This window comes from Streptomyces sparsogenes (assembly GCF_001704635.1).
Lineage (GTDB): Bacteria > Actinomycetota > Actinomycetes > Streptomycetales > Streptomycetaceae > Streptomyces > Streptomyces sparsogenes.
In genome coordinates, this window is sequence record NZ_MAXF01000014.1 from 1 (window position 1) to 14,803 (window position 14,803).

Consider the following 14,803-nt stretch of genomic DNA (forward strand, 5'->3'; position numbering starts at 1 on the left):
GTTGGCGAAGCAGATCGGCCGGGATCGTCTTGGTGCCCTGGTGGAGCAGCTGGTAGTAGGCGTGCTGCCCGTTGGTGCCGGGCGTCCCCCAGACGACCGGGCCGGTCTGCCAGCTCACCGGCCGGCCCTCGCGGTCCACCGACTTGCCGTTGGACTCCATGTCCAACTGCTGGAGGTAAGCGGGGAACTTGGACAGGTAGTGCGAGTACGGCAGCACGGCGTGGGACTGTGCGTCGAAGAACTGCCCGTACCAGATGCCCAGCAGGCCGAGCAGCAGCGGCGCGTTCTCCTCCGGCGGGGCGCAGCGGAAGTGCTCGTCGACGAGGTGGAAGCCGGCCAGCATCTCGCGGAAGTGGTCCTGGCCGATGGCGAGCATCAGCGAGAGGCCGATGGCCGAGTCGAAGGAGTAGCGCCCGCCGACCCAGTCCCAGAACTCGAACATGTTGTCGGTGTCGATGCCGAACTCGGCGACCTTCTCCGCGTTGGTCGACAGCGCGACGAAGTGCTTGGCGACCGCTTCCTGGCCCGCTTCGAGACCCCTCAGCAGCCAACGGCGGGCGGAGGTGGCGTTGGTGATGGTCTCGATGGTGGTGAAGGTCTTGGAGGCGACGATGAACAAGGTCTCGGCCGGGTCCAGGCCGCGCAGCGCCTCGTGCAGGTCCGCCCCGTCGACGTTGGAGACGAAGTGGAACCGCAGTTCGCGGTGGCTGTAGGCGCGCAGCGCCTCGTACGCCATCGCCGGGCCCAGGTCGGAGCCGCCGATGCCGATGTTGACGACGTTTTTGATGCGCTTGCCGGTGTGGCCGGTCCACTCCCCCGAGTGGACGCGGTCGACGAACGTGCCCATCTTGGTGAGCACCGCGTGCACTTCCGGGACGACGTCCTTGCCGTCGGTCCGGATGACGGCGGAGTGCGGGGCGCGCAGGGCGGTGTGCAGCACCGCCCGGTCCTCGGTGGTGTTGATCTTCTCGCCGCGGAACATGGCGTCCCGCAGCTCCGTCACCTCGGTCGCCCGGGCCAGCTCCCGCAGCAGCCGCAGGGTCTCGTCGGTCACCAGGTGCTTGGAGTAGTCCAGATGGAGGTCGCCGACCTGAAGGGTGAACCGCTCCGCGCGCTCGGGGTCCTGGGCGAACAGCTCGCGCAGATGCGCGTCGCCCAGCTCCTGGCGGTGTGCGGCCAGTGCGTTCCACTCGGGCAGCTGGTCGAGCCTGCTGCGGCCGTCTGCGTTCATCTCGGAATCAGCCCACTTCTCCTCGGTGCCTGGCCCCCGTGTCCCCAACCTAATTGATCGGGGACCGCATCCCGGGAACGAGGGCCGCCAGACCGCCGACGAAGAGCGCGGCGGCCGCCAGCGCCGGTGTGCCCCGCCCCCACGCGGCGGCGCTGACCCCGCCGAGCAGGGCACCGAGCGGGCTGCCGGCGATCGACAGGGTGCGGAAGGCGGCGCTGACCCGGCCCAGCATCTCGGCGGGGCTGCGCTGCTGCATCATCGTCACCTCCGTGATGTTCCAGATCATCCCGGCGAGGCCGAAGACGGCCAGGGCGGCCACGGCGGCCGGCAGCGCGCGGATCGTGCCCAGGGCGAGGAGGGCGGCGATCTGGGCGAGGCCGCACACCATGATCGTGGGGGCGCGCCCCAGCCGCTCCGCCACCCGCGCGGCCACCAGCCCGCCGAGGACGCCGCCGATCCCGTACGCCGTGATGACGGCCGCGTAACCGGCGTCCCCGGCGCCCAGCCAGCCGGTGATGTGCAACACCAGCGTGGCGATGAGCGCCCCGACGCCCACATTGCACAGCGTGGTGGACACGCACAGCGCCCGCAGCAGCCGGTCCCGCCACAGCACCCTGACACCCTCGGCCATGTCCTTGCGGATCGTGCGCCCCGGCGCCCGGGGCTCCCGCCGCTCCGCCCGCGCGCCCCCGCCCAGCGAGGCGACCAGCGCGGCGGCGGCGAGATAGCTGACCGCGTCCGCCGCGTACGGCATCGCGGCGCCGAGCCCCAGGGCCACCGGCACCAGCGGCGCGCCCACGAACCGGCCCATGACCTCCTGGCCGGTCATCAGGCGTGCGTTGGCCCGGCTCAGGGCCTCCCGGGGCACCACGGAGGGCAGCAGGGCCGTGGCCGCGTTGTCGAAGAGGGTCTGGAGGGTGGTCAGCGCGAAGGCGAGGGCGAGCAGCAGGCCGATCGTGGCATGCCCCAGCCATACTGCGACGGCGAAGGCGGCCATCAGCGCGCCCCGGGCCGCGTCCACCGCCCACATCGCCCGCCGCTGGTCCACCCGGTCCGCGAGGGCCCCGCCGAGCAGCCCGAACAGCAGCCAGGGCAGGAATCCGCACACGGTCACCAGGGAGACCAGCACCGGGGAGTCGGTCAGCGAGACGGCCAGCAACGGCAGCGCCGCCCCCCGCAGCGCGTCCCCGAACCGCGACACCACCGCGGCGCCCCACAGTCGCCCGAACCCGCCACGCCAGGCGAGCGGCGCCTGCCGCGCCTGCCCCCCGGCGTCCCGGTCCGCCGCCTCCGCCGTGGTCATACCGCCCCCTCGCGCCCGTGCCCCGACCGACCTCACGACCGTAGCCCCCACCACTGACAACGGCCCGGCCGCGCACCCCCGTCAGAGGTGCCCGGCCGGGCCGTCGTACCGTGCGCCGTCCTGCCTGTCGGTCAGATCTCGCCGCGGAGCTTGGCGAGGGCCTCGGCGAGGATCGCCTCGCCGTCGGCGTCGCTCCGCCGCTCCCGCACATACGCCAGATGCGTCTTGTACGGCTCGGTGCGCGGCGGGTCCGGCGGGTTGTCCCGGTCCTTGCCGGCCGGGAAGCCGCAGCGGGGGCAGTCCCAAGTGTCCGGGATCTGCGCGTCGCTGGCGAAGCTCGGCTGAGTCTCGTGCCCGTTCGAGCACCAGAAGGAAATGCGCAGACGAGGCGCCGATTCGCCTCGCTCCGCTTCTCCCATCGGCCCCGCTCCGACCCGACTTCCACGGATCGCGTTGCCACTTGCCACGGTCGTAACTCCCTGCGTGATGGTGCCGCGAAGCATTGGTAGGCAGCTCCGCTGCCGGGCGCCCCAGTCTACGTAAGGCCCAACGCGCGTCCAGTAAGAGGAGTTACACCCTCCCGCGGCCCGCGGCCGGGAGGTGCCCCCGAGGACGCAAGCCCATGATAGGCCGCGCTCACGACGGTACGTCAGCTATCGGCTCAATCGAGCTTGATCAGCAGGCCGAGCACGATGATGCACACGAACCACAGCAGTCCGACGACGACGGTGATCCGGTCCAGGTTGCGCTCGGCGACCGAGGAGCCGCCCACGGAGGACTGCATGCCACCGCCGAACATGTCGGACAGACCTCCGCCCTTCCCCTTGTGCATGAGCACCAGCATCATCAGCAGGACGCTGAAGATGATGAGGGCGATCGAGAACCCCATGACCACGGCTGGACCAACTCTCTCGGGCTTGGACGGAACGGTTGAGGAACGAGGGGGCCGGGTGGTGACGACCGCACCACCTCGACCCCCGCCAGGGTACGACGAGCGACCTGCTACGGCCTACTCACCGGCTGCTCGCCGGTTACCCACCGGTCTGCTCGCCGGTCGCTCGCCGGCCCGCTCACTGGTCGCGGAACCGGACGATCTTGACGAAGTCGTCCGCGTCCAGGCACGCTCCGCCGACCAGCGCGCCGTCCACATCCGGCTGGGCCATGATCGCGGCGACGTTCCCGGGCTTCACGGAGCCGCCGTACTGGATCCGGACCTTGTCGGCCACGTCCTGGCCGTAGAGCTCGGCCAGGCGGCCCCGGATGGCCCCGCAGACCTCCTGGGCGTCCTCGGGGGTGGCCACCTCGCCGGTGCCGATGGCCCAGACCGGCTCGTAGGCGATCACGATCCGCTCGGCCTGCTCGGCCGGGATGTCCTTGAGGCCCCCGTCGAGCTGCGCGAGGGTGTGGGCGACCTGGTTGCCCGCCTTGCGCACGTCCAGGCCCTCGCCGACGCACAGGATCGGCACCAGGTCGTGCCGGAAGGCGGCCTTGACCTTGGCGTTGCACAGCTCGTCGGTCTCGGCGTGGTACTGGCGCCGCTCGGAGTGGCCGACCGCCACGTACGAGCACCGCAGCTTGGCCAGCATCGCGCCGGAGATCTCCCCGGTGTAGGCGCCGGACTCGTGCGCCGAGAGGTCCTGCGCGCCGTACTTGATCTTCAGCTTGTCGTGCTCGACCAGGGTCTGCAGCGTCCGCAGGTCCGTGAACGGCGGCAGGACCGCGACCTCGACGGCCTCGTAGTCCTTGTCGGTGAGCGAGAAAGTGATCTTCTGGACATGGGCGATGGCCTCGAGGTGGTTGAGGTTCATCTTCCAGTTGCCCGCGATCAGCGGGGTGCGGTCACTCACGGTGTTCAGTCCTCCAGTGCGGCGAGGCCGGGGAGCGTCTTGCCCTCGAGGTATTCGAGGCTCGCTCCGCCGCCGGTCGAGATGTGGCCGAAAGCCTTTTCGTCGAAGCCCAGGATGCGGACGGCCGCGGCGGAGTCGCCACCGCCCACCACGGTGAAGGCCGGGCTCTCGACCAGCGCCTGGGCGACGGCCTTGGTGCCCTCGGCGAAGTCGGGGTGCTCGAAGACGCCCATCGGCCCGTTCCAGAAGACGGTGGCGGCGTCGGTCAGCTTCGAGGCGTACAGCTTGCGGGTCTCCGGGCCGATGTCCAGACCCTGCTGGTCGGCCGGGATCTCCGCGGCGGAGACGGCCCGCGGGTTGGCCGGGGCCTTCGTCTTCAGGTCCGGGAACCCGGGGGCCACCAGGACGTCGACGGGGAGCACGAACTCCACGCCGCGCTCCTTGGCGCGCGCCAGGTACTCCTGGACGGCCGGGATCTGGTCCTCCTGCAGCAGGGAGGTGCCGATCTCGTGGCCCTGGGCCTTGAGGAAGGTGTACGCCATGCCGCCGCCGATGAGGATGCGGTCGGCCTTCTCCAGGAGATGGCCGATGACACCGAGCTTGTCGGACACCTTGGCGCCGCCGAGGACCACCGCGTACGGGCGCTTCACATTCTCGGTGAGCTGCTTGAGGACGGTCAGCTCGGCGGCGATCAGGTCGCCCGCGGCGTGCGGCAGCCGCGCCGGGAGGTCGTACACGGAGGCGTGCTTGCGGTGCACCGCGCCGAAGCCGTCGCCCACGTAGAGGTCCGCGAGGGCGGCCAGCCGGTCGGCGAAGGCGCCGCGCTCGGCGTCGTCCTTGCTGGTCTCCCCGGCGTTGAAGCGCAGGTTCTCCAGCAGCGCGACATCGCCGTCGGCGAGCCCGTCCACGACCCGGCGGGCGCCGTCCCCGACCGTGTCGGCCGCGAACGCGACCTCCTTGCCGAGGAGTTCGCCGAGCCGCCGGGCGACCGGGGCGAGCGAGAAGCGGGGGTCGGGCTCGCCCTTGGGGCGGCCCAGGTGGGAGGCGACGATCACCTTGGCGCCCGCCTGGACCAGCTTGGCGAGGGTCGGCACGGCGGCACGGATACGGCCGTCGTCGGTGATCGTCTCGCCGTCGAGCGGCACGTTCAGATCGGCGCGGACGAAGACCCGCTTCCCGGCGACCTGAAGATCGTCAATCGTCTTCACTGAGGACTCCTTGTTCATGGGACAGGGCCCGTACGACAGCGTCGTACCGGGCCCTGTCCTGGCTCATCGCGACAGCGGTCAGCGCAGGTAACGGCGGCTGGTCAGAGCTGGTTGCCGACGAAGACGGTCAGGTCGACGAGGCGGTTCGAGTAGCCCCACTCATTGTCGTACCAGCCGACGATCTTGACCTGCTTGCCCTGGGCCATGGTGAGCGAGGAGTCGAAGGTGCAGGAGGCAGGCCAGTTGACGATGTCCGAGGACACGATCTGGTCCTCGGTGTAGTCGAGGATGCCCTTGAGCTGGCCCTCGGCGGCCTTCTGGAAGGCGGTGTTGATCTCGTCCTTGGTGACCTCGCGGTCCAGCTCGACGACCAGGTCGGTGACCGAGCCGGTGGGCACCGGGACGCGCATGGAGATGCCGTCCAGCTTGCCCTTGAGCTGCGGGAGCACCAGGGCGGTGGCCTTCGCGGCGCCGGTGGAGGTCGGGATGATGTTCTGCGCGGCGGCCCGCGCCCGGCGCCAGTCCTTGTGCGGGAAGTCCAGGATGCGCTGGTCGTTGGTGTACGCGTGCACCGTGGTCATCAGGCCCTTGGCGATGCCGAAGGCCTCGTCGAGGACCTTGGCCATCGGGGCGACACAGTTGGTGGTGCAGGACGCGTTGGAGATGATGTGGTGGTTGGCGGCGTCGTACTTGTCCTGGTTGACGCCCATGACGATGGTGATGTCCTCGTCCTTGGCGGGCGCGGAGATCAGGACCTTCTTGGCGCCTGCGGCCAGGTGCTTCGCCGCGTCGTCACGCTTGGTGAAGATGCCCGTCGACTCGATCACGACGTCGGCGCCGAGCTCGCCCCACGGAAGGTTGGCCGGATCGCGCTCGGCGAGCGTGCGGAACGTCTGGTTGCCGACGGTGATGGTGTCGTCGGTGTGGCTGACCTCCTGCTTCAGCCGACCGAGGATCGTGTCGTACTTCAGCAGGTGGACCAGAGTGGCGTTGTCGGTCAGGTCGTTGACACCGACGATCTCGATGTCCGCGCCCTGCTCCAGGAGCGCGCGGAAGTAGTTGCGTCCGATGCGGCCGAAGCCGTTGATGCCTACGCGGATCGTCACGAACCGATCTCCTCGTTGGTGTGCCGGTATGGACGCCGGCGAGCTGACTTGGATGTCCCCGACCGCCTCCGACCCTACCGCTATCACGGGACGTACGTGACATTGGCACCAGTGGCCATCCGCCACCGGAAAGGGGGACGGACCGCCCGCTCCGTCGACGTCTCGGTCACGTTCTGTCACGATCTGCCACGGACGGTCGACGCCGCGGCGCCCCCGGCTCCTCATGGGAACCGGGGGCGCGGACCCCTGACGTACGGTCAGCCGGGGCGGTCAGCGGGTGCGGTCAGCCGACCATGCCCTCGGCCATCTCCTCGGTCAGGCTGGACTCCGTCCCCGGGATCCCCAGGTCCTGGGCGCGCTTGTCGGCCATGGCCAGCAGGCGGCGGATACGGCCCGCCACGGCGTCCTTGGTCAGCGGCGGGTCGGCGAGCGCGCCCAACTCCTCCAGGGACGCCTGCTTGTGCTCCATGCGCAGCCGCCCGGCCGCGGCCAGGTGCTCGGGCACCTCCTCGCCGAGGATCTCCAGGGCGCGCTGCACCCGGGCCCCGGCGGCGACGGCGGCCCGGGCCGAGCGGCGCAGGTTGGCGTCGTCGAAGTTGGCGAGCCGGTTGGCGGTGGCCCTCACCTCGCGGCGCATCCGGCGCTCCTCCCAGGCGAGCACCGACTCATGGGCGCCGAGCCGCGTCAACAGCGCGCCGATCGCATCACCGTCACGGACGACGACGCGGTCAACCCCGCGCACCTCCCGCGCCTTGGCGGCGATCTGGAGCCGGCGCGCCGCGCCGACCAGGGCGAGCGCGGCCTCGGGGCCGGGGCAGGTCACCTCGAGCGAGGAGGAGCGGCCGGGCTCGGTGAGCGAGCCGTGGGCGAGGAAGGCCCCGCGCCAGGCGGCCTCCGCGTCACAGGTGGCACCCGAGACGACCTGCGGCGGCAGCCCGCGGATCGGCCGGCCGCGGCCGTCGACCAGCCCGGTCTGCCGGGCCAGTTGGTCACCGCCCGCCACCACTCGCACCACGTAGCGGCTGCCGCGGCGCAGCCCGCCGGGGGCCATCACCACCAGGTCGGAGGAGTGGCCGAAGATCTCCAGGATGTCCTTGCGGACTCTGCGGGCCGCGATGCCCGTATCGAGCTCCGCCTCGATCACGATGCGCCCGCTGACCAGGTGCAGCCCGCCCGCGAACCGCAGGATCGCCGAGACCTCCGCTTTCCGGCAGCAGGTGCGGGTGACGGGGAGCCGGGAGATTTCGTCCTTCACCGCTGCCGTCATCGCCATGGGCCGATCCTTCCATGCATCCGAAAAATACGGTCGTACGCGGCGGCCAGAAGCTCCGGGTCGTGTTTCGGAGAGCCGTCGGGCCTGGCCACCGGCGCCAGCTCGACCGTGCCTCCCAGCCGCTTCGCGGCCTCGCACAGACTGCCCTGGTCGGGGACGGCGGCCTCGTCGGCCAGCACCACGTCGAAGGCGAGTTTAGGGGCGTGTCGGGCCAAAACCTCCAAATGACGCTGCGGGGAGAAGCCGTCGGTTTCGCCCGGCTGGGGGGCCAGGTTCAGCGACAGGACCCGCCGGGCCTTGGTCTCGGTGAGCGCCTCGAGCAGCTCGGGGACCAGCAGGTGCGGGATCACGGAGGAGAACCAGGAGCCGGGGCCGAGCACCACCCAGTCGGCGTCCAGCACCGCCTCCACGGCCTCGGGCACGGCCGGCGGGCCGCCCGGCACCAGGTGGACCGACTGCACCTCGCCGGGGGTGAGCGCGACGGTGGCCTGCCCCCGCACCGTGGAGACCTCGTCCGGGCGGCTCGGATCATGGCCGCGGACGAACGCCTGGAGCTCCAGCGGGACCGCCGACATGGGCAGCACCCGGCCGTGCGCGCCCAGCAGCTTGCCGACCAGGTCAAGGGCCTCGACGTGGTCCCCGAGCTGCTCCCAGAGGGCGACGATCAGGAGATTGCCGACCGCGTGGCCGTGCAGCTCGCCCTCGCTGGCGAAGCGGTGCTGGATGACCCGGGCCCAGGTCTGGCCCCAGTCGTCGTCGCCGCACAGCGCGGCCAGCGCCTTGCGCAGGTCGCCGGGCGGCAGCACGCCGAGCTCGTCGCGCAGCCGCCCGCTGGAGCCCCCGTCGTCGGCGACGGTGACGACGGCGGTCAGATCGCCGGTGATCCGGCGCAGGGCGGCCAGCGAGGCGGACAGCCCCATGCCACCGCCGAGCGCCACCACCTTGGGCTGCGCTCCCCGGCTCGTACGGGATCCGACCAGCCGCCGCAGCCGTCTGGTCCGGATCGTCACTCGCGCCCCATGTCACGGTGGACGATGACGGTCTCGACTCCCTCGGCGGCGAGCCGGGCGGCGAGGCGCTCGGACATCGCGACGCTGCGGTGCTTCCCGCCCGTACAGCCGACGGCGATGGTGACGTAGCGCTTGCCCTCGCGGCGGTAGCCGGCCGCGATCAGCTGCAGCAGCTCCGCGTAGCGGTCGAGGAACTCCTTGGCGCCGGGCTGGTTGAAGACATAGCCGGCGACCTCCTCGTTGAGCCCGGTGAAGGGGCGCAGCTCCGGGACCCAGTGCGGGTTCGGCAGGAAGCGGCAGTCCACCACCAGGTCGGCGTCGACCGGCAGGCCGTACTTGTAGCCGAAGGACATGACGGTGGCGCGCAGCTCCGGCTCCTCCTCGCCGGCGAACTGGGCGTCCATCTTGGCGCGCAGCTCGTGCACGTTGAGGCTGGAGGTGTCGATGACCAGGTCGGCGTCGCCGCGCAGCTCGCGCAGCAGGTCGCGCTCGGCCGCGATGCCGTCCACGATCCTGCCGTCGCCCTGGAGCGGGTGCGGGCGGCGCACCGACTCGAAGCGGCGCACCAGGGCCTCGTCGGACGCCTCCAGGAAGAGCACGCGGCGCTTCACGTTCTTGGCGGCCAGGTCGGCCAGGGATTCGCGGAGATTGTCGAAGAAACGACGGCCTCGGACGTCGACGACCACCGCGATGCGGGCCACATTGCCCTGGGAGCGGGCGCCGAGGTCCACCATGGTGGGGATCAGCGCGGGCGGCAGATTGTCGACGACGAACCAGCCGAGGTCCTCCAGGCACTTCGCGGCGGTGCTGCGGCCCGCCCCCGACATGCCGGAGATGATCACCAGCTCGGGGATGGCCGCCGCCTCGGCGGCATCCGGCGGGGTGCCCGTATTCACCTGCGCTCCGTCTCCATACTTCTCATGCTCGTTCATGTTCCCGTCCCCCGCGTCGATGACGACGCCGCGCTCGCGGCCTCGTCCTCAATGATCTCTCCTGTGGCGGTGTTCACCGCCGGGGCGGCCGGGGCCGCCGTGGCGAGGGCGGCGGCGACCGTTTCGGCGGTCTTGCGGCCCACCCCCGGCACCTCGCATATCTGCTCCACTGTCGCGGCGCGCAGCCTCTTGAGCGAGCCGAAGTGCTTCAGGAGGGCCTGCCGACGGCTTTCGCCGAGCCCGGGCACGGTGTCCAGCGGGCCGGCCTTCATGGACTTGGCCCGCTTGCTGCGCTGGTAGGTGATGGCGAAGCGGTGCGCCTCGTCGCGCACGCGCTGCAGGAGGTAGAGGCCCTCACTGCTGCGGGGCAGCACGACGGGGTCCTCGTCGTCGGGCAGCCAGACCTCTTCCAGCCGCTTGGCGAGGCCGCACACCGCCACGTCGTCGATGCCGAGCTCGTCCAGCGCCCGCTTGGCGGCGGCGACCTGCGGCCGGCCGCCGTCCACGACGACGAGCTGCGGCGGGTAGGCGAACCGCTTGGGCCTGCCGCTGTCGTCGATGGGCCCGGAGGTCGCTCCGGCCCCGTCGGCGCCTTCGTCGCCGGGGGCGCCGCCCTCGGCGGCCGGGCCCCACTCCCCGGTGTCGGTCTTCTCCTGCAGATAGCGGCGGAAGCGGCGGCTGACGACCTCGTGCATGGAGCGGACGTCGTCCTGGCCGACGAAGCTCTTGATCTGGAAGCGGCGGTACTCGCTCTTGCGGGCCAGACCGTCCTCGAAGACCACCATGGACGCCACGACGTCCTCGCCCTGCAGATGGGAGATGTCGAAGCACTCGATGCGCAGCGGGGCGGAGTCCAGCTCCAGGGCCTCGGCGATCTCCTCCAGGGCGCGGGAGCGCGTGGTCAGGTCGGAGGCGCGCTTGGTCTTGTGGAGGGCGAGCGCCTGCTGGGCGTTGCGCGCGACGGTGGCCATCAGGTCCTTCTTGTCGCCGCGCTGCGGGATGCGCAGGTCGACCCGGGAGCCGCGGCGGTCGCCGAGCCACTGGGCGACCGGGGCGACGGGGTCGGGCAGGGCGGGGACCAGGACCTCCTTGGGCACCGCGTCGCCCTTCTCCTCCCCGTAGAGCTGCTGCAGCGCGTGCTCGACCAGGCCGGCGGTGTCGACGGCCTCCACCTTGTCGGTGACCCAGCCGCGCTGGCCGCGGACCCGGCCGCCGCGCACATGGAAGATCTGGACGGCGGCCTCCAGCTCGTCCTCGGCGACCGCTATCAGGTCGGCGTCGGTGGCGTCGGCCAGGACGACCGCGTTCTTCTCCATGGCGCGCTTGAGCGCCCCGATGTCGTCGCGGAGCCGGGCCGCCTTCTCGTACTCCATCTCCTCGGCGGCCTCCTGCATCCGCTGCTCGAGGCGGCGCAGGTAGGTGCCGGTGCGCCCGGCCATGAAGTCGCAGAACTCCTCGGCCAGCTCGCGGTGCTCCTCGGCGGTCACCCGGCCGACGCAGGGCGCGGAGCACTTGCCGATGTAGCCGAGCAGGCAGGGGCGGCCGATCTGGGCGGAGCGCTTGAACACCCCGGCGGAGCAGGTCCGCACCGGGAACACCCGCAGCATCAGGTCGACCGTCTCGCGGATGGCCCAGGCGTGGCCGTAGGGACCGAAGTAGCGCACGCCCTTCTTCTTGGGGCCGCGCATGACCTGGACCCGGGGGAATTCCTCGTTGAGCGTCACCGCGAGGGAGGGATAGCTCTTGTCGTCGCGGTACTTGACGTTGAACCGGGGGTCGAACTCCTTGATCCAGGAGTACTCGAGCTGCAGCGCCTCGACCTCGGTGCTCACCACGGTCCACTCCACGGAGGCGGCCGTGGTCACCATGGTGCGGGTGCGGGGGTGGAGGTTCGCCAGGTCCTGGAAGTACGAGGAGAGGCGCGGGCGCAGGCTCTTCGCCTTTCCGACGTAGATCACCCGGCCGTGCTCGTCTCGGAACTTGTAGACCCCCGGCGACTCGGGGATCTGTCCCGGCTTGGGGCGGTAGCTGCTCGGGTCGGCCATGGTCACCACCCTACTGGCGGGGAGTGACAGTCCGGAGCCGCCCGGCCGCCCGGCGCGCGCTCGTCCCGATTCTGCCGTCCGTCGCGCGTAAACGTTTGCGCAAGCGTTTACGCGCGGCTTTCGGTGAGGTACGTTCCTGCCCCATGGCGACCATGGCCGATGTGGCCCGGCGCGCGGGCGTGTCGGTGGCCACCGTCTCGCACGTGCTCAACGAGACCCGTCCGGTGCTCCCGGGCACCCGCGAGGCGGTGCTCGAGGCCATCGACGCCCTGGGCTACACCCCCAACACGCTCGCCCGCTCCCTGGTCACCGCGCGCACCCGCTCGATCGGCCTGGCGGTGTCGGCGACCAGCAATCCGTACTTCACCGAGATCCTGCGGGGCGTGGAGGCCGGCGCGCTGGAGCACGGCTACGGCCTGCTCGTCGCCGACCCCCACGACGACCCCGTCCATGAGCGCAAGGCCGTCCAGTTGCTCCACGAGCGGCGGGTGGACGGGCTGATCGTCGCGGCCTCGGCCGAGCCCGGCGCGATGATCGACTATCTGACCCGCCACCGAGTCCCGGCCGTCTTCCTCGACCGGCTGGTCGGCGACGCCCACGACCAGGTGGGCGCCGACAACGCCTTCCACGTGGAACAGCTCGTGCTCCACCTCGCCGACCTCGGCCACACCCGCATCGGCCTGGTCGCGGGCGCGCCCGGGCTGAGCACCACCGAGGAGCGGATCGCCGGCTACCGCGCCGGGCTGCGCCGGCGGGGGCTGCCGTTCGCTCCCGAGCTGCTGGCCGGCGGCGACTCCGAGGCGGACGGGGCCCGGGCCGCCACCCATCGGCTGCTGGCGGCCGCGCGGCCGCCCACCGGGCTGGTCACCGGGAACAACGCGATGACCATCGGCGCGCTGCGCGCCCTGGAGGAGGCGGGCCTCGGCGTCCCGGACGACATGGCGCTGGTCTGCTTCGACGACTTCTCCTGGGGCGATGTGTTCTCGCCCCGGCTGACCGCGATCGCGCAGCCCAGCCGCGAGATCGGCGCCACCGCGGTCAGGCTGCTGCTCGACCGGCTGGAGGACCCCGCCCGCCCGCCGCGGACCGTCCGGCTGCCCTGTGCCTTCGTGCACCGCACCTCGTGCGGCTGTGCCCCCAGTCCATCCACTACGTGAGGAAACGCCCCGTGATCGTCGTCGCCGGAGAAGCCCTGATCGACCTGGTGCCCGGCCGCCCGGCCCCCGACGGCCCGGTGCGGGCCGACGACCCCGCGCCGGAGCCGGCGCTGCCCGCGCTGCTGCCGCGGCGCGGCGGCGGCCCGTACAACACGGCGGTGGCGCTGGCCCGGCTGGGCTCGCCGACCGCCTTCTGCTCCCGGATCTCCACGGACGGCTTCGGCGAGGCGCTGCTGCGAGGGCTGCGCGACGACGGCGTGGACACCGCCCTGGTGCAGCGCGGTGCGGAGCCGACCACGCTGGCGGTCGCCTCGATAGGCGACGACGGCTCGGCGGGCTACGGCTTCTATGTCGAGGGCACCGCGGACCGGCTGTTCGAGCTGCCCGCGGCGCTTCCCGACTCCGTCGCGGCCGTGTCCTTCGGCACCTGTTCGCTGGTGCTGGAGCCGGGCGCGAGCGCGTACGAGGCGCTGCTGCGGCGCGAGGCGGCGCGGGGGGTGTTCACCGCGCTCGACCCCAACATCCGCGCCGGTCTGATCCCCGACGCCGACGCCTACCGGGCGCGGTTCCACGGCTGGCTGCCGCACGTCGGCCTGCTGAAGCTGTCGGAGGAGGACGCCGCCTGGCTGGCCGGCTCCCAGGACCCGGCGGCGGCCGCCCGTGAGTGGCTGGCGGCGGGCCCGGCGGCGGTGGTGCTCACCCACGGCGGGGACGGCGTCAGCGTGCTCACCCGGGACGGGGGCGGCTGCTCGGTGCCCGGCGTACGGGTCGAGGTGGTGGACACCATCGGGGCGGGCGACACGGTGAACGCCGCGCTGCTGCACCGGCTGGCCGCGCACCAGGCGCTGTCGGCGGACGCGGTGGCGAAGCTGGACGACGCGGCCTGGCAGGACGTGCTCGGCTTCGCCGCGCGGGCGGCCGCCGTCACCTGCTCCCGGGCGGGCGCGGAGCCGCCCTACGCGAGCGAGCTCTGACCGGAAGCGTGCCGCGGACCGGAAGCGTGCCGCGCCCTCGCCGGGGCGCGGCACGCTCCGGTCGCGCTACTTCGCGGCCGCGCGCCGTCCGGCCGCCGTCTTCGACGCGGCCTTCTTGACGGCGGTCTTCGCAGCGGCCTTCTTCGTTGCGGCCTTCTTGGCCGGGGCCTTCTTGGCCGGGGCCTTCTTGGCCGGGGCCTTCGCGGCGGCCTTGCTCCCGCCGCTCCGCGCGGCCGGCACCGCCGCGTCGCTCACCCGGCCGCCCAGCATCTCCCGCAGGAACTTGCCGGTGTGGCTGGCGGGGACGGAGGCCACCTCCTCGGGGGTGCCCTCGGCGACGACCAGACCGCCGCCGCTGCCGCCCTCCGGGCCCATGTCCACGACCCAGTCGGCGGTCTTGATCACATCGAGGTTGTGCTCGATGACGATCACGGTGTTGCCCTTGTCGACCAGCCCCGAGAGCACCTTGATCAGCTTGCTGATGTCCTCGAAGTGCAGCCCGGTGGTGGGCTCGTCCAGGACGTAGACCGTGCGCCCGGTCGAGCGCTTCTGCAGCTCGCTCGCCAGCTTGACGCGCTGCGCCTCGCCGCCGGAGAGGGTCGGCGCGGGCTGCCCGAGCCGGACGTACCCCAGCCCGACCTCGGTCAGCGTGCGCAGGTGGCGGGCGATGGTCGGCACGGCCTCGAAGAAGTCGAGCGCCTCCTCGATGGGCATGTC

The 14,803-nt window shown here is 72.0% G+C and carries 13 protein-coding genes and 1 pseudogene; 2 read left to right on the forward strand and 12 right to left on the reverse strand.

The genetic code is table 11. The features are described 5' to 3' along the window. The 11 genes from pgi to uvrC all read right to left on the reverse strand — a co-directional run. Window positions 1-1,231: glucose-6-phosphate isomerase (pgi, locus tag BBH68_RS01795; protein WP_065958439.1), on the reverse strand; the 1,231-nt coding region annotated here is incomplete at its 3' end. Window positions 1,232-1,280: 49 nt separating this feature from the next. Next, a complete protein-coding gene (locus BBH68_RS01800) occupies window positions 1,281-2,534 on the reverse strand; it encodes an MFS transporter (protein ID WP_065958440.1) in 1,254 nt (417 codons plus the stop codon). Window positions 2,535-2,665: 131 nt separating this feature from the next. After that, window positions 2,666-3,001, reverse strand: a complete 336-nt coding sequence (locus tag BBH68_RS01805) for an RNA polymerase-binding protein RbpA (RefSeq protein WP_076971064.1) — start codon at window positions 2,999-3,001, stop codon at window positions 2,666-2,668. 194 nt (window positions 3,002-3,195) lie between these two features. Further along, window positions 3,196-3,423 carry a preprotein translocase subunit SecG gene (secG, locus tag BBH68_RS01810; protein WP_065958451.1) on the reverse strand — a complete coding sequence of 76 codons (228 nt, stop codon included), beginning with the start codon at window positions 3,421-3,423 and terminating at the stop codon, window positions 3,196-3,198. A 181-nt stretch (window positions 3,424-3,604) separates the two neighbouring features. Further along, the gene (gene tpiA / locus BBH68_RS01815; RefSeq protein WP_065958441.1) at window positions 3,605-4,381 is read right to left on the reverse strand and encodes a triose-phosphate isomerase; all 777 of its coding nucleotides are present in this window, start codon (window positions 4,379-4,381) and stop codon (window positions 3,605-3,607) included. Between the two features lie 5 nt (window positions 4,382-4,386). Next, window positions 4,387-5,589, reverse strand: a complete 1,203-nt coding sequence (locus BBH68_RS01820; protein WP_065958442.1) for a phosphoglycerate kinase — start codon at window positions 5,587-5,589, stop codon at window positions 4,387-4,389. A 101-nt stretch (window positions 5,590-5,690) separates the two neighbouring features. After that, the gene (gap, locus tag BBH68_RS01825; protein ID WP_065958443.1) at window positions 5,691-6,695 is read right to left on the reverse strand and encodes a type I glyceraldehyde-3-phosphate dehydrogenase; all 1,005 of its coding nucleotides are present in this window, start codon (window positions 6,693-6,695) and stop codon (window positions 5,691-5,693) included. Between the two features lie 283 nt (window positions 6,696-6,978). Next, window positions 6,979-7,968 (reverse strand): DNA-binding protein WhiA, encoded by a 990-nt coding sequence (whiA, locus tag BBH68_RS01830; RefSeq protein ID WP_065958444.1) that lies wholly within the window; start codon window positions 7,966-7,968, stop codon window positions 6,979-6,981. After that, window positions 7,959-8,978: a gluconeogenesis factor YvcK family protein gene (locus tag BBH68_RS01835; RefSeq protein WP_065958445.1), complete on the reverse strand. Its 1,020-nt coding sequence runs from the start codon at window positions 8,976-8,978 to the stop codon at window positions 7,959-7,961. Before BBH68_RS01835 ends, whiA begins: the two co-directional genes overlap by 10 nt. Beyond that, window positions 8,975-9,910, reverse strand: a complete 936-nt coding sequence (gene rapZ / locus BBH68_RS01840; RefSeq protein ID WP_065958446.1) for an RNase adapter RapZ — start codon at window positions 9,908-9,910, stop codon at window positions 8,975-8,977. The genes BBH68_RS01835 and rapZ overlap by 4 nt, the downstream gene beginning before the upstream one ends. Continuing rightward, window positions 9,907-11,955: an excinuclease ABC subunit UvrC gene (uvrC, locus tag BBH68_RS01845; RefSeq protein WP_065958447.1), complete on the reverse strand. Its 2,049-nt coding sequence runs from the start codon at window positions 11,953-11,955 to the stop codon at window positions 9,907-9,909. The genes rapZ and uvrC overlap by 4 nt, the downstream gene beginning before the upstream one ends. Window positions 11,956-12,098: 143 nt before the next feature. Here uvrC and BBH68_RS01850 point away from each other — a divergent pair, with 143 nt between their 5' ends. Then, window positions 12,099-13,112 (forward strand): LacI family DNA-binding transcriptional regulator, encoded by a 1,014-nt coding sequence (locus tag BBH68_RS01850; RefSeq protein ID WP_065958448.1) that lies wholly within the window; start codon window positions 12,099-12,101, stop codon window positions 13,110-13,112. An 11-nt stretch (window positions 13,113-13,123) separates the two neighbouring features. Continuing rightward, window positions 13,124-14,086, forward strand: coding sequence for a carbohydrate kinase family protein (locus BBH68_RS01855; RefSeq protein ID WP_065958449.1), 963 nt, complete (start codon window positions 13,124-13,126; stop codon window positions 14,084-14,086). A gap of 66 nt (window positions 14,087-14,152) precedes the next feature. On the opposite strand, the pseudogene BBH68_RS01860 reads toward BBH68_RS01855, so the two are convergent. Then, a pseudogene (locus BBH68_RS01860) lies at window positions 14,153-14,803 on the reverse strand (excinuclease ABC subunit UvrA); the annotation flags it as partial.